Origin of the sequence: Kitasatospora herbaricolor (assembly GCF_030813695.1) — a bacterium.
Classification (GTDB): Bacteria; Actinomycetota; Actinomycetes; order Streptomycetales; family Streptomycetaceae; genus Kitasatospora; species Kitasatospora herbaricolor.
The window spans coordinates 2,122,160-2,137,648 of record NZ_JAUSVA010000002.1; the positions used below are offsets into that span (position 1 = coordinate 2,122,160).

The 15,489-nt window shown below is 75.3% G+C and carries 13 protein-coding genes; 3 read left to right on the top strand and 10 right to left on the bottom strand.

Annotated features, from left to right (window positions below; all coding sequences use genetic code 11):
- Positions 1–8: 8 nt before the first annotated feature.
- Complete coding sequence (locus J2S46_RS09580) at positions 9–2,189, top strand: UvrD-helicase domain-containing protein (protein WP_191294312.1); 2,181 nt, start codon at positions 9–11, stop codon at positions 2,187–2,189.
- Positions 2,190–2,329: 140 nt separating this feature from the next.
- Complete coding sequence (locus tag J2S46_RS09585; protein WP_191294313.1) at positions 2,330–2,830, top strand: hypothetical protein; 501 nt, start codon at positions 2,330–2,332, stop codon at positions 2,828–2,830.
- Positions 2,831–2,899: 69 nt separating this feature from the next.
- Here J2S46_RS09585 and J2S46_RS09590 read toward each other — a convergent pair whose 3' ends face one another.
- The 6 genes from J2S46_RS09590 to J2S46_RS09615 all read right to left on the bottom strand — a co-directional run bounded on the left by J2S46_RS09590 (position 2,900) and on the right by J2S46_RS09615 (position 9,458).
- Positions 2,900–3,940, bottom strand: coding sequence for an LLM class F420-dependent oxidoreductase (locus J2S46_RS09590; protein ID WP_191294314.1), 1,041 nt, complete (start codon positions 3,938–3,940; stop codon positions 2,900–2,902).
- A gap of 153 nt (positions 3,941–4,093) precedes the next feature.
- Positions 4,094–5,752 carry an ABC transporter substrate-binding protein gene (locus tag J2S46_RS09595; protein ID WP_191294315.1) on the bottom strand — a complete coding sequence of 553 codons (1,659 nt, stop codon included), beginning with the start codon at positions 5,750–5,752 and terminating at the stop codon, positions 4,094–4,096.
- Between the two features lie 70 nt (positions 5,753–5,822).
- Entirely contained in the window at positions 5,823–6,734 is a 912-nt protein-coding gene (locus J2S46_RS09600) for an ABC transporter ATP-binding protein (protein ID WP_191294316.1), read from the bottom strand.
- Positions 6,731–7,543, bottom strand: a complete 813-nt coding sequence (locus J2S46_RS09605; RefSeq protein ID WP_191294317.1) for an ABC transporter ATP-binding protein — start codon at positions 7,541–7,543, stop codon at positions 6,731–6,733. The genes J2S46_RS09600 and J2S46_RS09605 overlap by 4 nt, the downstream gene beginning before the upstream one ends.
- A complete protein-coding gene (locus tag J2S46_RS09610; RefSeq protein ID WP_191294318.1) occupies positions 7,540–8,511 on the bottom strand; it encodes an ABC transporter permease in 972 nt (323 codons plus the stop codon). The genes J2S46_RS09605 and J2S46_RS09610 overlap by 4 nt, the downstream gene beginning before the upstream one ends.
- Complete coding sequence (locus J2S46_RS09615) at positions 8,508–9,458, bottom strand: ABC transporter permease (protein WP_191294319.1); 951 nt, start codon at positions 9,456–9,458, stop codon at positions 8,508–8,510. The genes J2S46_RS09610 and J2S46_RS09615 overlap by 4 nt, the downstream gene beginning before the upstream one ends.
- Before the next feature lie 705 nt (positions 9,459–10,163).
- Here J2S46_RS09615 and J2S46_RS09620 point away from each other — a divergent pair.
- A complete protein-coding gene (locus J2S46_RS09620) occupies positions 10,164–11,186 on the top strand; it encodes a helix-turn-helix domain-containing protein (RefSeq protein ID WP_191294320.1) in 1,023 nt (340 codons plus the stop codon).
- Here the strand turns inward: J2S46_RS09620 and J2S46_RS09625 are convergent.
- The 4 genes from J2S46_RS09625 to J2S46_RS09640 all read right to left on the bottom strand — a co-directional run bounded on the left by J2S46_RS09625 (position 11,158) and on the right by J2S46_RS09640 (position 15,377).
- Positions 11,158–11,967: a family 1 encapsulin nanocompartment shell protein gene (locus J2S46_RS09625; protein WP_191294321.1), complete on the bottom strand. Its 810-nt coding sequence runs from the start codon at positions 11,965–11,967 to the stop codon at positions 11,158–11,160. The genes J2S46_RS09620 and J2S46_RS09625 overlap by 29 nt on opposite strands.
- Positions 11,964–13,139 (bottom strand): Dyp-type peroxidase, encoded by a 1,176-nt coding sequence (locus J2S46_RS09630; RefSeq protein WP_191294322.1) that lies wholly within the window; start codon positions 13,137–13,139, stop codon positions 11,964–11,966. Before J2S46_RS09630 ends, J2S46_RS09625 begins: the two co-directional genes overlap by 4 nt.
- A gap of 481 nt (positions 13,140–13,620) precedes the next feature.
- Positions 13,621–14,235, bottom strand: coding sequence for an FMN reductase (locus J2S46_RS09635; RefSeq protein ID WP_191294337.1), 615 nt, complete (start codon positions 14,233–14,235; stop codon positions 13,621–13,623).
- Between the two features lie 5 nt (positions 14,236–14,240).
- Positions 14,241–15,377 carry an LLM class flavin-dependent oxidoreductase gene (locus tag J2S46_RS09640; RefSeq protein ID WP_191294323.1) on the bottom strand — a complete coding sequence of 379 codons (1,137 nt, stop codon included), beginning with the start codon at positions 15,375–15,377 and terminating at the stop codon, positions 14,241–14,243.
- Between the last annotated feature and the right edge of the window lie 112 nt (positions 15,378–15,489).

The window sequence follows — 15,489 nt, forward strand, 5'->3', positions numbered from 1 at the left end:
ACCCTCGCATGCCGACGCTCGGCCTCCACAAGGACTTCCTGCGGGAGTTCGCCCAGTTGGAGAAGAAGGTCCGGACGAAGGTCGCCGACGCCTTCGACAAGTTCGAGCACTCCTCGGCGACCGGGCAGCACCTGGAGAAGCTGAGCCACGGCCGCGACCCGCGGCTGAAGACCATCCGGATCGACAAGTTCTACCGCGGGGTGGTGCTCGCTCCGGACGGCGGGGACAGCTTCCTGCTGCTCAAGGTCCTGCCGCACGACGACGCCATCGAGTGGGCCCTCAAGCACCGCGCCAGCGTGAACACCGCCACCGAGGGCATCGAGCTGCGCAACGACATCGCCCTGGAGCAACTCGCCCCGGGGCTGGCGAAGGTCGGGGCCCAGGGCGCGGCCAGGCCCTTGTTCGGCCACGTCTCCGACGCCGACCTGACCCGCCTCGGCATAGACGCGCAGATCCTCCCGATCGCCCGCAGGCTCGACACCGAGGACATGCTCGACGCCCTGCGCCCGATACTTCCCGAGCACCAGTACGACGTGCTGTTCGGTCTCGCCGTGGGGATGAGCGCGGACGAGGTCTGGCGCGAGATCGTCCAGACCCAGCTCGCCGCGGGCCTCGAAAGCGCCGCCGACGCCGCCGGCGCGGGGGCCCCGCAGGACGACCTCGCCGCCGCCATGTCCCGGGCCCAGGACCGGATCGCCCTCGTCTCCGGGCCCGCCGAACTGATGGACCTGCTGGAACGTCCCTTCGACGCCTGGCGGGTCTTCCTGCACCCCTCCCAGCACCGGATCGCCTACCGCCCGTCGTACAACGGTCCGGCCCGGGTCACCGGTGGTCCCGGCACGGGCAAGACCGTGGTCGCGCTGCACCGGGCGGCCCACCTCGCCGCCGCGCTCCCCGACGACGCGCCGGACGACGCGATCCTGCTCACCACCTTCACCCGTGACCTCGCCGCCGAACTCCGGCGCAGCCTGCACCTTCTCGTCACCGATCCCGAGCAGCGCCGGCGCATCCGGGTGGTCAACATCGACGCCCTCGCCTCCGAGATCCTGCGCGGCGACCGGAACACCGACCGCCTCAGCATCCTCACCGACCAGCGCGACGTCACGGCACGCTGGGGCCGGATCGCCCGGCGCCTCGAACTGGACCGGACCGCCGCCTTCCTGGACCAGGAGTGGCGCCATGTGATCCTCGCGCAGGGGATCAGCACCGCCGACGAGTACCTGAAGGCCTCCCGGGCCGGGCGGGGCACGGCACTCGGCCCGCTCAAGCGCGCGCAGGTCTGGCGCGCGGTGACGGCGTTCACGGACGAACTGCGGTCCACCGACACCTGGACCTTCCACCAGGTGTGCGACGAGGCCGCGCGGATCCTCGACCGGCGCAGCGCCGGCGGCGGGCCCCGGCTGTTCCGCCACGTCCTGGTCGACGAGGCCCAGGACCTGCACCCCGGGCAGTGGCGGCTGCTGCGCGCGGCCACCGAACTCGGCCGGCCCGACGACCTCTTCCTCGCCGGCGATCCCCACCAGCGCATCTACGGGAACAAGGTGTCCCTGCGCAGCATGGGGATCTCCGTCACCGGGCGTTCCCACCGGCTGCGCATCAACTACCGTTCGACGCACGAGATCGTCGCCTGGTCCGCCGCCCTGCTCACCGGCGAGGCGGTCGACGACATGGACGGCGGCGACGACCGGCTCAGTGACTACCGCTCCGCCTTCCACGGCAGCCGGCCGGTGCTCAGCGGCCATCCGACCAAGGTGGGCGAACTCGACGCCCTGGTGGGGCAGATCAGGAAGTGGATCGACGACAGCGCGGTACCGGCCGAGGAGGTGGGCGTCGCCGTCCGCTTCGTCCAGTTCGGCAAGGACATCGCCGCCGCCCTCGGCCGGGCCGCGATCCCCGCGACGGTCCTGGGCTCCTCCTCGGAGCCGGCGGCCGGGGTCCGGATCGGCACCATGCACCGCCTCAAGGGCCTGGAGTTCCGCTGCGTGGCGGTGGCCGGCGTGTCGGAGGGGACGGTTCCCATGCGCAACGCACTCACCCCGCCCGAGGTGGACGCCCAGCAGCACCAGGAGGACCTCCTGGGCGAGTTGAGCCTGCTGTTCGTGGCCTGCACCCGGGCCCGGGAGGCCCTGCACGTCTCGTGGCACGGGGAGGCGAGCCCGTTCCTGGCCCCGGTGGCGGCCCTCGGGTGACGCTCCCCCGACGGTTCCCCGGCGACTCCCGGCCGGCACCGGCAACACGGAGGTGGTGTGCGACCGGCGGCGGGCGGGGCACTACGCTGGCCGCCGCGGCCCCGGGCCGGGGCCGTGCCCGCCGTGGAGGAGGAAGACCGATGGTGCTGGACCTGCGATTCGCCGACGGCGGCCTGCTGAGGATCGGCGCGCCGGAGTCCGGGCGGTCGGTCTCCCTGCTGCCGGGACTCGGCGTGCACCGGCTGACCTTCCGCCTGCGGGTGGAGACCGTCCTGGCGTCCGCCGGCTGCAACCAGGTCCACCTGGGCGGCGAGGCGTGGGCCGAGCACCTGGGCGGCGGCCCGCAGTGGATCGGGCTCCTCGTACCCGCCGTCGTACCGCTGGCCCCCACCGGCGAAGCGGCCGAGGCGACGCTGTCGATGGCGGTCACCAACGACCAGGTGCTCGCGCTGGAGCGGGCCCGGGGCGGGCGGGAGCTGCCGCTGCGGCTGGACCTCGCCGCCGCCCTGCCGCAGAGCACGGCGAACCCCTGTGCGCAGGGGCAGGAGACCCACCGGGTCGCCGCCGAGGACTGGGACGCCCAGGTCCGGGCCCTCACCACGATGCTCGCCGGCCCGGACGCGGCCACCGGCCGCCGCTGAGCCGGCCGCCTCCCGTACCGGGCTGAACCAGGGGCCCGGGCTCAGAACTCAGGGCTCAGGGCTCAGGGCTCAGGGCCGGACCCGGCCCGCCGCCGGCCCCAGCCGGGCCAGTACGTCGAGCAGTCGGTCCCGGTCGGCCAGCACCTCCGCCGGCAGCGAGACGTACAACTGCAGGGTGGTCACCCCGGGCAGGTGGTAGCGCAGGATCTGGTCCCGGCACTCCTCGGGCGAGCCGCTGACGAACAGCCCCCGGACCACCTCCTCCGGCAGCGCCCGCCGTGCGCCCTCCTGGTCGCCGGCCGCCCAGAGCCGGTGCGTCTCGCGCAGCAACTCGCCGTTGCCCAGCCACTCGTGGAACTTCCGGTACGGCTCCCGGTTGAGGATCCAGGCCAGGAAGGGCCGGGCGGCGCGCTGCACGTGCGCGGCGTCCTCGGTGGGGCTGACGAACACCTTGACCACCAGTTCCTTGCCCGGTGGCTGCGGCCCGACGGCGGCCAGCACCTTGGGGACGTCCTCGGGGAGGAGCAGGTTGCTGATCGCGCCGTCGCCCTCGCCGAAGCCGAGCCGGAGCATGCCGGGCCGCAGGGCGCCGAGCAGCACCTTCACCGGGGCGGCCGGCGGGTGCGGCAGCTGGTAGCCCGCGATCGAGAAGGTGTCGAAGTCACCGGCGACGTGTTCACCGCGCAGGGCCCGGGTGACGAACCGCAGGACGTCCCGGGTGCGCTTGAAGGGCTCCTCGAAGGGGATGCCGTTGATGTCGGCGACGTGCGCCGGGACGGATGACCCGAGCCCCAGCAGCACCCGGCCCGGCGCGAGTTGGGCGAGCGTGGCGGCGGTCTGGGCGAGCACCGCCGGGCCCCGGGTCTGCACCGGGACGATCGCCGTCCCGATCCGGAGGGACGAGGACCAGGCGGCGGTGGCCGCGAGCGGGGTGAAGGCGTCGGTGCCGCCGCCCTCCGCCGTCCACACGTCGGTGTAGCCCAGGTCCGGCAGCCGCTCCACCAGGAAGCGGTGCCGGTCGAGGGTGAGGCCGGGCAGTGGCAGGGTGACGCCCCATCCGGGCGGCGCCGGCGGCCCGGAGCGGCCCGGGGCGTCGTTGGGGGTGGTCATGGTGGTGGGGCCCTTCCTGGTGGAGCGGGACGGTGCCGCGGCGCACGGCGGCGCGGGACGAGCGGGCTGACGGCGGGGCGGACGGCCGCGGGAGGACGACGGGGTGGACGGGCGCGACGGGAGCGTGGGGCGGCACCCGTCCACCGCGTGGGGCTACTTCCCGACCCACACCGTGGTGAGGTCGAGGAACCAGGACTGCGGCTGCACCAGGCCCCGCACCTTGGGCGAAAGCGCCCGCGGGTTGCGGTCGTTGACCACGAACAGCCACGGCGCGTCCTGGGTGACCTGCGCCAGGGCACTCCGGTAGTCGGCCCGGCGCACCGCCCGGTCCGGCGAGGCGGCCGCCGAACCGAGCAGCTGGTCCACCTTCGGGTTGCTGTAGTGGCCCGTCCAGAAGGGGCTCTTGCTGCCGATGAACAGCGGGAGCAGCGCCTCGGACTGGAACAGCGTGGTCGACTGGGCGACGGCGTCCGAGCCGAGGGCGACCTCGCCCTTCGCCTCCGCGCCGATCAGGGTGGACCAGTCGGTGGTCCGGATCTCGACCTTGATGCCCACCGCGGCGAGGTCGCGCTGGATCGCCTCGGTGATCGGCACCGGCAGCAGGTTGCCCGAGCCCGCGGTCGGCACGGTCACCGAGGTGGTGAACCCGTCGGCGCGGCCGGCCTCGGCCAGCAACTGCCTGGCCTTGGCCGGGTCGTAGGAGTAGAGGTCACCCGCCGGGTCGTAGGCGAAGGTCGCCCGGGGCGCGGCCTGGTAGGCGGGGTCGGCCGTGCCGTGCAGCAGCTTCTCCGCGATGGCCTTGCGGTCGACGGCGTAGTTGGCCGCCTGCCGCACCCGGGGGTCGTTCCACGGCGCCTTCGAGCCGTCCAGGATCCAGTACCAGAGGTGGTCGTAGCTGTTGGTGGCGATCCGCGCACCCTCGGCCTTGAGGCTGTCGATGTCGTCCGGGTTGGGGTACTCGATCCAGTTCACGCCGCCGGAGCGCAGGGCCGCGGTACGGGCGGCGACGTCCGGCAGCGGCTTGATCACCAGCTTGTCGAGCTTGGGTGCCCCGCGCCAGTAGTCCTTGTTCGCGACCAGTTCGATCTGCTGCCCCTCGGTCTGCGAGGCGAAGGCGAACGGACCGGTGCCGACCGGGTGCTGGGCGAAGCCGGCCGATCCGGTACGGCGCACTGCGGTGGGGCTGGCGATCAGGACGTGCGCGAGGTCCTCGGGGAAGTGGCCGTTCGGGTCCTTGGTGACCAGCTCCACGTGGTCGGCGTCGGTCTTGCGGTACTGGACGATGCCGCCCGCGTACTCCTTGGCCGCGGCGCCGAGGGCGTCGGTGTAGAACTCGCTGCCCTTGGCGAGGTAGCGGTCCAGGTTGAAGACCACGGCGTCGGCGTCGAACGGAGTGCCGTCCTGGAACTTCACGCCCTTGCGCAGGGTGAAGGTCCAGGTCCTGGCGTCGGCGGCGACCGTCCAGGTCTCGGCCAGCGCGCCGGTGATCTCCGGCGGGGCGTCCGTCGTCGACAGGTCGTAGCGGGTGAGGCCCTCGTAGAGCTGGAAGCTGACCAGTCGCTTGCCCTCGAAACCGGCGCCGCCGATGACGGTGTCGGGGTTGGGCAGCTTGCCGGTGGCGCCGATCACGAGGGTGCCGCCGCGGCCGCCGGAGGCCGCGTCGCCGGCCCCCTCCGCGCTGCCGGTGGCTGCGCAGCCGACCGTGCTCAGCAGCAGCGCGGCGGCGGCCAGTGCGGCGGCGGACGGTGCGGCGGCGGTCCGGCCCGCGGTGCGGCGGGGCCCGGCGGGACGTCTCGGACGATGGTGCGTCATGGTGGTGGTTCCTTGCCGTTCGGGGGGTGCGGGTACGGGGGAGGGACGTTCGGGGGTGGCGGTCGGCCGCTCAGGGCGGTGTCGGCCGCGGTGCCGCGGGGGCGGTCCGGCCGGTGGCGGCGGCGAGCAGGGCCCGGGTGTACGGGTCGGCGGGGGCGTCCCAGAGCGTGGCGGCCGGGCCCTCCTCGACCACCCGGCCGTGCCGCAGCACCAGCACGTGCTCCGCCAGGTGCCGGATCACCGCGAGGTCGTGGGAGATGAACAGGTAGGCCAGGCCGGTGCGCTCGCGCAGCTCCGTCAGCAGGTCGACCACCCGGGCCTGGACGCCGCGGTCGAGCGCCGAGGTCGGCTCGTCGCAGACCACCAGGTCGGGGCCGGTCGCCAGGGCCCTGGCGATCGCCACCCGTTGCAGTTGGCCGCCGGACAGCTCGCGGGGGCGGCGCCGGGCCAGACCGGGTTCGAGGCCGACCAGGCGGAACAGCTCGGCGACCCGCTCCGCCCGCTCCGGTCGCGGGGTGCCGTGCACCCGCAGGGCGAAGGCGACGGCCTCGCCGGCCCGCAGGGCCGGGTTCAGCGAGCCGCGCGGGTTCTGCGGGACGAACTGGAGCCGGGCCCGGACGCCCCGGGCCGACCTGCCGCGCAACCGGTACGGGTCCTGCCCGGCGAACCGCACGGTGCCCGCGTCCGGCGCGAGCAGGCCGAGGACGAGCCGGGCCAGCGTGGACTTGCCGGAGCCGGACTCGCCGACCAGGCCGGTGGCCCCGCCGGCGGCGATCCGCAGGCTGACGCCGTCCAGGGCGAGGTGCCCGCCCGGGTAGCGCTTCACGATCTGCTCGACCGCCAGCAGCGGTGCCGGGCCGGGCGCGGGGCCGCGGCCAGGATCACGGCCAGGGTCACGGTCGGGGTCACGACCGGTGCCGGCGCCGCCGGCCCGGGCAGCGCCCGGTCCGCCGGGGCTGGAGCCCGGTCCGCCCGCGCTCATCGGCCGGCTCCCGGCTGCGCGGCCACCAGGGCTGCGGTGAACGGGTGCGCCGGCCGGGCGAGCACCTGCTGGGCCGGGCCGGTCTCGACGATGCGCCCGGCCCGCATCACGGCCACCGCCCCGCCCACCCGGCGGGCGACCGCGAGGTCGTGGGTGACCAGCAGCAGGGCGAGACCCTGCTCGGCGCGCAGGGCGGCCAGCCGGTCCAGCACCTCCGCCTGGACGAGGGCGTCGAGGGCGGTGGTCGGCTCGTCCGCGACAAGCAGGCCGGGGTCACCGCAGAGCGCGAGGGCCAGCGCGGCGCGCTGACGCAGGCCGCCGGAGAGTTCGTGCGGACGGCTCCGGGCGACCCGGTCCGGGTCGGGGAGGCCGGCCCGGGCGAGCAGGGCGGCGGCGGCCGTCCGGGCCGCCCTGCGGTTCGCGGCCCTGCGGTGCCGGAGCAGGACTTCGACCAGCTGGGGGCCGATCCGGCGCAGCGGGTCCAGCGCGCCGGCCGGGTCCTGCGGGAGGTAGCCGATCCGGCGGCCGCGGACCCGGCCGAGGGCGCGTTCGTCCAGGGCCGTCAGGTCGGTGCCGTCGAGCCGGACCCGTCCGGTGACCCGGGCCGTCCGGCCGGGCAGGCCGAGGACGGTGCGGGCGACGGTGCTCTTGCCGCTGCCGGACTCGCCGAGCAGGACGAGCGCGTCCCCGGCCGCGACGGTCAGCGAAACGCCGTCCACCGCCCGGACCGGGCCGTCGGGGGTGGGATAGCCGACCGCGAGGTCGTCGATCAGGAGCCGGGCGGCGGGCGAGGCGGGGGCCGGGGTCATCGGGCGGCCTCCGGGGCGGGGTGCCGGCCGCGAGAGGCCGACGCGCCGTCGGTGTCGTGCGGTCCGGAGGCGTGGTGCGGTCCGCCGGTGTCGTGGAGTTCGCCGCCGATCCGGTGGCGCAGGGCCTCGCCGAGGGTGTTGAAGACCACCGAGGCGGCGAGCACGGTCAGCGCCGGCTGGACGGCGATCCAGGGATGGGTCAGCAGGCTGGGCCGCAGTTCGTCGAGCATCGCGCCCCATTCGGCGACCGGCGGCGCCACCCCGATGCCGAGGAGGGAGAGCCCGGCCGCGTACACGACGGCCAGCCCGACCAGCGACGAGCTGTAGACCAGGACGACCGGTGCCACCACCGGCAGCACCTGCCGCAGTGCGAGCACGGCCGGCCCGGCGCCGCTGACCCGGGCGGCCTCCAGGTACTCGGCGGAGCGGATCCGCCGCGCCTCGGTGAAGGCCACCCGGGCCACCGCCGGGGTGAGCACGACCGACAGCGCGAGCACGGTGGTGCCGGCGCCGCCCTTCAGCAGGGTCGCGATCGCGATCGCCAACAGGATCCCGGGGAAGGCGTAGAGCACGTCCAGCGCGCGCAGCAGCACCTGTTCGGTGACCCGGCCGCCGAGCCCGGCGGTGACGCCGAGGGCGGTGCCGGCCAGCGTGGCGACGGCCACCGGCACGATCCCGCAGGCCAGCGACGGCCGCGCGCCCAGCAGCAGCCGGCTGAGCATGTCCCGGCCCTGCCCGTCGGTGCCGAGCGGGTGTCCGGGGGCGCCGGGGTCGAGCAGCCGCTCGTGCAGCGAGCCGGCCGCCGGGTCGTAGGGGGCGAGCAGCGGTGCGACGACGGCCACCAGCACCACCAGCAGGGCGAGGACGGCGGGCAGCGCCCGGCCGCCCGTCCGCAGCAGCGCCGACCGAGAGGGACGGGGCCGGGCCGGCCGCCGGAGGCGGGCCCGGACGGGACGCGGGCCGGTCATCGCGGGCTCCGGATCCGCGGGTCGATCAGCGCGTGCGCCGCGTCGACCACGATGTTCACGCCCACGAAGGCCACCGCGACGACCAGCACCCCGCCCTGGACGACCGGCAGGTCGCGGGCCGACAGCGCGTCGTACAGCAGCCCGCCCAGGCCGGGCCAGGCGAACAGGGTCTCCACGAACACCACGCCCTCCAGCAGGTAGGCGAGTTGCAGCCCGCCGATGGTGAGCAGGGCCGGGGAGGCGTTGTGCACGCAGTGCCGCAGGACGGCGGCGCGGCTCAGGCCGCGGGAGCGCAGGGCGTCCGCGAGGTCGCCCGCCAGGACGCCGCCGAGCGCGGCCCGGAAGACCCGCGCGGTCAGGCCGAGCGGGACGACGGCGGCCGCCACGGCGGGCAGCACGAGGTGGCGCAGCAGGTCGGCCGTCCCGCCGCCGCCGAAGGCGTCGTGGGTGCCGCCGGCGGGCAGCAGCCGCCACCGGACGGCGAGGAGCGCGACCAGCAGCAGCGCGACCGAGTACTGCGGGGCGGACACGGCCAGCGTGCCGAGCGCGCCGGAGAGGCGGCCGGCGGCCCCGCGCGGCCGGCCGGCGCCGAGCGCGCCGAGCAGGACGCCGCCCACCAGGACGAGCAGGAAGGCGGCCGCGGTCAGCAGCAGGGTCTGGCCGACGGCGGGCAGCAGGAGCTGCAGGACGGGACGCTGACCGGCGATCGAGACGCCGAGGTCGCCGCGGACGGCGTGCCCCAGCCACACGGCGTACCTGAGGGGCAACGGCTCGTCCAGGCCCAGGCGTTCGGCGAGCTCCCGGCGGGCCTCGGGCGGCGCGCCGGGGCCGAGGAAGGCCGTCAGCGGGTCACCGGGGACGAGGGCGACGGTGGCGAAGACCAGCGCGGTGACCCCGAGCAGGGTGGGCACGGCGAGCAGCACCCTGCGGAGCAGGAACCGTCTCATCGGTGCTCCCGCCGGGGCGGGCCGGCGGGCCGGCCGGTGGTACTCCGGCGGGCTGGGGCGGGCATCAGCGGTCCTTCCGTGGCGGCGGTGGTCTCAGGGACGGAGTGGCGGGGACGTCCGTGGACGTCAGGCGGCTCGGGGCGGCCGGCGGGTGGGGGCCCCGGGTCGCCGGCGCGGCTCACGGGGCCGCCGGCCGCTGTGACGAAGGATCCGGACCGGGGCCGGCGGCAACCAGTGAGGAGTTTCTGCTGATACCCGGGGTCATAGGACCGACGGCGCCGGACGCTCAGCCCTCGGACCATCCTTGACCTGCGTCGAAGCACCCAAATAGGCTGGTGGCATGGCAGATTGGCGGACCGACTTCACCCTGGTCGGCATCGGCGGCTCGTGGCACCGCAGGTGCTTCGACGAGCGCTGTCCCGCCCGCGCCGGGCGCTGACCGCCCCACGGAACCTCCGCTCCGGACCGCCGGCCGACCGCACGACCGCCGACCGCACGCAGACCGGCCGCCCGCACACCGTCGGCCGGACGGCGCCCGCTCGGCCGGGCCCGGCAGGCCCCCGGGCCGCCCTAGGCCGGTCCGAAGCCCCGCAGGCCTCGCGGCGTCCCCGGTCCGACGGCGGCCCATGGCGCGGCCGGCCGCGCCGCCGTCTCCCCGCGCCGTACCGGGCGCGGCCCAGCCACCCTCGATGGGAACGCCCCGCCATGCCGCTACACCCCGATGCCCCGGCCCCCGCCCGCACCTCCGGGCCGTCCCGTGCCCCCGTCCCGGCCCGCACCCCGACTCGTCCGGCCGCCGCGGCCGGCACCCGGAGCCCGGCCCCCGCCCACGGACAGGAACTGGGCGCCTTCCTCCGGGCCCACCGCGAACTGCTCAAGCCCGCCGACGTCGGCCTGACCGCGACCTCCCGCCGGCGCACCCCGGGCCTGCGACGGGAGGAGGTGGCCTCGCTCTCCGGGGTGGGCCTGGCCTGGTACACCTGGCTGGAGCAGGGCCGGGTGGCGGCCTCCCGGCAGGTGCTGGAGGCGGTCGCCCGTACGCTGCGGCTGGACCCGCCCGCGCTGCGGCACGCGCTGCGACTGGCGGGCTTCCACGAACCGGCCGGCCCGCCGACCGGGGCCGCCGACCGCGCCGCGCTGGGCGCGGCCGTCCGCCCGGTGCTGGACTCCTGGCCGGCCAGCCCGGCGGTGCTGCTGGACCGTTACTTCGACCTGCTCGCCTGGAACTCCGCCTGGAGCGCCGTGTGGGGTGCGCCCGAGGCCGTCTCCGAGGAGCGGCGCAACCTGATGTGGCTGATGGTCGCGGACCGGCGGCTGCGCAGCGCCGTGCACGACTGGGAGCCGCTGGCGATGAACGTCTTCCAGCACTTCCGGGCCCAGGCCGGGCCGGCCGTCGCCGATCCGCGCACCACCGAGCTGTACCACCGTCTCGACCAGGACGTACCGGAGTTGCGGCACTGGTGGGGCTGCCGGTCGGTCGCGGAGCTGACCGCCCGTACGGTCACCGTGGAACTGCCGGGCGCCGGGCCGGTCCGGCTGTCGCTGTCCTCGTTCCGGCCGGTCGACGACCCGTCGGCGCTGGTCCTGCTGCTCACCCCGGTGACCGCCCAGGACGCCGCCCGGGTTACCGCCCGGGCGGCCGCGGCGCAGGCGCCGGCGGGTGCGGCGTCCCCGGCCGGCGGGGAGGACCGGGCCGGGGTCAGGCCGGGCCGCTCTGGTCCAGGGTGACGACCGCCTCCGCCGTGTGCATCAGGAAGGTCAGCGACTCCTGGAGGTAGAGCTGCACGCTCTGGTCGTCGTGCGCGTGGTAGCCGATCGCCAGGTCCTGGCCGAGGTGCAGTTCGTAGTCGCCGCCCCGGGTGGAGAGCAGCAGCGCGCCCTCGATCGCGGGCGCCCAGATGATCTCGCCGTCGAGCAGCCGGGCCAGGTGGTTGTGCACCGGGTAGCCGTGGTCGGAGGTCTCGTTGACGGCGGTGTAGGCCTCGGCGCCGAGCAGCAGCGAGTACGGGCCGTTGACGCCGGCCAGCCGGAGCGCGGTCAGCGCGCGGCTGACGGTGTTCGGGTAGTCCCGGACGTCGGCCGGCAGGGTCAGCGCCGGGTTGGAGGAACTCTCCCGGATGCCGGCGATCGCGGCGGGCCGGTAGCCGTCGAAGACCACCCGGTCCTCGGCCCGGGCCATGGTCAGGGCGGCGTCCTTGACGGGCTGCCAGTCGGAGTCCTTGGCGCCGCGTTCAACGTCGTCAACGGCCCGCCGGTCGACCGCGAACGGCACCCGCAGCTCCACCACCGGCTTGGAGCGCCGGGCGTGCGCGGTGACGCCCTCGACCGGCGGGGCGATGTCCTCCAGGTGGCCGATGCCGACGGCCGCCAGCGTCTCGCCCTCCGGCCCTTGCAGGTCGACCACCCGCCGCCCGGCGACGTGCAGCTTGAAGGTGCGCCTGGCCTCCTCCTCGATCTCGGCCCAGGCGGCGGCGGAGATCGGGGCGAGTTCACGATGCAGGTTGTTCATCGGGCGGTGCTCCTTTTCAGACTGCCGATTCCGAGCGAGCCGTCCGCGCCGGCGGGTACGGGCGCGGGCGCGCGGTCGGGTGCGGATGCCGGGCCGGGCCCGGTTCCGGGGCCGGGCACGAGGTCCGGCGCGGGATCCGGCCCGGGGTCCGGCCCGGCCGGCGGGTCGGTGCGGTGCCGGCCTCGCGTCTGTTCGGCCGGCGGCCCGGGCAGGTCGCCGAGCAGGGCGGCCGAGGGGGTGAAGAAGAGCGACCCGGTGACGGGGGTGGAGAAGTCCAGGATGCGGTCGTAGTTGCCCGGCGGCTTGCCGAGGAACATGTTGCGCAGCATCTCCTCGGTCACCGCCGGGGTGCGGGAGTAGGCGATGAAGTACGTGCCGAACTCGCCCCGCCCGACCGTCCCGTACGGCATGTTGTCGCGCAGGATCTGCAGCTGCGAGCCGTCGGGGGCGTTCACCGAGTTGAGCGCGACGTGGGAGTTGGCGGGCTTGGCCTCGTCGTCCAGCTCGATGTTGGCGGACTTGGTGCGGCCGATCACCCGCTCCTGCTCCTCCACCGGCAGGGCGTTCCAGGCCTTCATGTCGTGGACGTAGCGCTGCACGATCACGTAGCTGCCGCCGGCGAAGTCCGGGTCCTCCGCCCCGATGACGACGGCCTCCTCGGCGGCCCGGCCGGCCGGGTTCTCGGTGCCGTCGACGAAGCCCATCAGGTCCCGCTCGTCGAAGTACTTGAAGCCGTGCACCTCGTCCACCACGGTGGCCGCACCGGCCAGCCGGTCGACGACCTGGGCGGCCAGCTCGAAGCAGAGGTCCATCCGTTCGGCGCGGATGTGCAGGAGCAGGTCGCCCGGGGTGGAGACGGCGCGGTGCCGGGCGCCGACGAGTTCCCGGAAGGGGTGCAGACCCGCCGGGCGCGGGCCCGCGAACATCCGCGTCCAGAGCGCCGCGCCCACGCTGGTGACGCAGGTCAGCCCGGCGGCGGGGACGCGGGAGCCGACCGATCTGCGCAGCCCGGCCAGCTCGGGCAGCAGCTCACGGACGGTTCCCTCGCCCCCGGCCGTGACCGTGGCCACCAGGAACACGGCGGCGCTGGTGAGCGGGCTGAGCACGGCCTGGAGGTCGGCGATCGGCGGGGCGGCGGGGCTCCGGGCCGGCTGGCCCGCGGGCGGCGTCATGTCAGCACACATCCTGGGGGGGTCGGCGAGAGGCCACGGTCACGGCGGCCCTCCGGCCGAGTATCGGCGCGGATCACGGCCCCGGCCACCGCTGCGGCGGGTGGCAGGAACCCGGACGGGGCCGGGGTCCGGGGCCTGCCCGGCGCCTGCCGGGCGGGCCCGCGCCGACCGGCAGCGGGCCCGGGACGGGGCGCCCGCCGCCACCCGGCCCACCCGTTCGGCGGAGCGCGGCGGGCCCCGGACGGCGGACCGCCGGCGCCGGGCGGACGGGCCTCCGGCCGTCCCGGGGTGGGGCCGCCCGGTCACGCTGCCCGGGGCCCGCCCGCCCGGCGCCGCCGGGTCTCCCGGCGACGGCAGGGGCCCGGTACGAGCATGCTCGTACCGGGCCCCTGCCGTCGCGGTCGCCGCCCGTCGCCGCCCCTCGGCCAGGCGTCCCTCGGCCAGGCCCTCGGGGTACCCGGGGTGGTCCGGGGGCACGCGCTCAGACCCGGAGCGCCGCCAGCTGCTCGGCGAACGGGACCACCGCGGCGGCCAGCTCGGGCACCACCGGCCGGCGGTCCATCAGGCCCGCCAGCTCCCCTGCCGCCCGGTCGATCCGGGCCGGCAGCTCGTCGGTGTGCGCGTCCCCGCCGCTGCCCCAGTCATCGGTCGCCGCGTAGACGGCCGTCGGGACGACGATCGCCCGCAGGTAGCTGAACAGCGGCCGGACGGCGTGCTCCAGTGCGAGCGAGTGCCGGCCCGTCCCGCCGGTGGCCGCGATCAGCACCGGCTTGCCGGTCAGCGCGTCGTTGTCGATCACGTCGAAGAACGACTTGAACAGGCCGCTGTAGGAGGCGGAGAAGATCGGCGTCACCGCGATCAGGCCGTCCGCCAGTGCCACCGCCTCGACGGCCTCGCGCAGCGCCGCCCCCGGGAACCCGGTGACGAGGTTCTCCGCGATCCCGGTGGCCAGGTCCCGCAGCTCGATCACCTGCACCTCGACCCGGCCGGCCCCCGACCGGCGCGCCGTGGAGGCGGCGAGACGGTCCGCCAGCATGCGGGTCGAGGAGGGCTTGCTCAGCCCGGCCGAGACGACCACGAGTTTCAGGGCGTCCATGGTGCTCACCTCTCTGCTTCCGTGCTCGTTCCGGGTCGGACGGTGCTGCCCGCGGCCGGTGCGGCCGCGGCGGCCTGCCTGGCGACCAGCGCCTCGTGGGTGGGACCGTCCGGCACCTCGACGGGCCGGCCCTTGGCGAACTCCTTGCGCAGCACGGGGACGACCTCCTCGCCCAAGAGGTCGAGCTGCTCCAGGACGGTCTTCAGCGGCAGGCCGGCGTGGTCCATCAGGAACAGCTGGCGCTGGTAGTCGCCGAAGCTCTCGCGGAAGGCGAGGGTCTTCTCGATCACCTCCTGCGGGCTGCCGACGGTGAGCGGGGTCTGGTCGGTGAACTCCTCCAGCGACGGCCCGTGGCCGTAGACCGGGGCGTTGTCGAAGTACGGGCGGAACTCCCGTACCGCGTCCTGGGAGTTGCGGCGCATGAAGACCTGGCCGCCCAGACCCACCACGGCCTGCTCGGCGGTGCCGTGGCCGTAGTGCGCGTAGCGCTCGCGGTAGAGGTTGATCAGCTTCTTGAAGTGCTCCTTGGGCCAGAAGATGTTGTTGGCGAAGAAGCCGTCCCCGTAGTAGGCGGCCTGCTCGGCGATCTCCGGGCTGCGGATCGAGCCGTGCCAGACGAACGGCGGCACGCCGTCCAGCGGGCGCGGGGTGGAGGTGAAGGACTGCAGCGGGGTGCGGAAGCGGCCCTCCCAGTCGACCACGTCCTCCCGCCACAGCCGGTGCAGCAGCGCGTAGTTCTCGATCGCCAGCGGTATGCCCTGGCGGATGTCCTGGCCGAACCACGGGTAGACCGGCCCGGTGTTGCCGCGCCCCATCATCAGGTCGACCCGGCCCTGCGCGAGGTGCTGGAGCATCGCGAAGTCCTCGGCGATCTTCACCGGGTCGTTGGTGGTGATCAGGGTGGTGGACGTGGAGAGGATGATCCGCTCGGTCCGCGCGGCGATGAAGCCGAGCATGGTGGTCGGCGAGGACGGCACGAACGGCGGGTTGTGGTGCTCGCCGGTCGCGAAGACGTCCAGCCCGACCTCCTCCGCCTTCAGGGCGATCGCCACCATCGCCTTGATCCGCTCGTGCTCGCTCGGCGTCCGGCCGCTGGTGGGGTCGGGCGTGACATCACCGACGGTGAAGACTCCGAACTGCATGCTGTTCACCACTGCTCACCACATCCCATGTCATTGAAACTTCAACCACTGTAGCACTCCCCCTCCCCGCGTTGTTCCCCCGCCCGGCGCACCGCCCGGTGGACCCTCCCCC

Bases quoted from the DNA above. Each gene is read 5' to 3' on its own strand.
- J2S46_RS09580 (WP_191294312.1), top strand. From the start codon at position 9: ATGCCGACGCTCGGCCTCCACAAGGACTTCCTGCGGGAGTTCGCCCAG.
- J2S46_RS09585 (WP_191294313.1), top strand. From the start codon at position 2,330: ATGGTGCTGGACCTGCGATTCGCCGACGGCGGCCTGCTGAGGATCGGC.
- J2S46_RS09590 (WP_191294314.1), bottom strand. From the start codon at position 3,940: ATGACCACCCCCAACGACGCCCCGGGCCGCTCCGGGCCGCCGGCGCCG.
- J2S46_RS09595 (WP_191294315.1), bottom strand. From the start codon at position 5,752: ATGACGCACCATCGTCCGAGACGTCCCGCCGGGCCCCGCCGCACCGCG.
- J2S46_RS09600 (WP_191294316.1), bottom strand. From the start codon at position 6,734: ATGAGCGCGGGCGGACCGGGCTCCAGCCCCGGCGGACCGGGCGCTGCC.
- J2S46_RS09605 (WP_191294317.1), bottom strand. From the start codon at position 7,543: ATGACCCCGGCCCCCGCCTCGCCCGCCGCCCGGCTCCTGATCGACGAC.
- J2S46_RS09610 (WP_191294318.1), bottom strand. From the start codon at position 8,511: ATGACCGGCCCGCGTCCCGTCCGGGCCCGCCTCCGGCGGCCGGCCCGG.
- J2S46_RS09615 (WP_191294319.1), bottom strand. From the start codon at position 9,458: ATGAGACGGTTCCTGCTCCGCAGGGTGCTGCTCGCCGTGCCCACCCTG.
- J2S46_RS09620 (WP_191294320.1), top strand. From the start codon at position 10,164: ATGCCGCTACACCCCGATGCCCCGGCCCCCGCCCGCACCTCCGGGCCG.
- J2S46_RS09625 (WP_191294321.1), bottom strand. From the start codon at position 11,967: ATGAACAACCTGCATCGTGAACTCGCCCCGATCTCCGCCGCCGCCTGG.
- J2S46_RS09630 (WP_191294322.1), bottom strand. From the start codon at position 13,139: ATGACGCCGCCCGCGGGCCAGCCGGCCCGGAGCCCCGCCGCCCCGCCG.
- J2S46_RS09635 (WP_191294337.1), bottom strand. From the start codon at position 14,235: ATGGACGCCCTGAAACTCGTGGTCGTCTCGGCCGGGCTGAGCAAGCCC.
- J2S46_RS09640 (WP_191294323.1), bottom strand. From the start codon at position 15,377: ATGCAGTTCGGAGTCTTCACCGTCGGTGATGTCACGCCCGACCCCACC.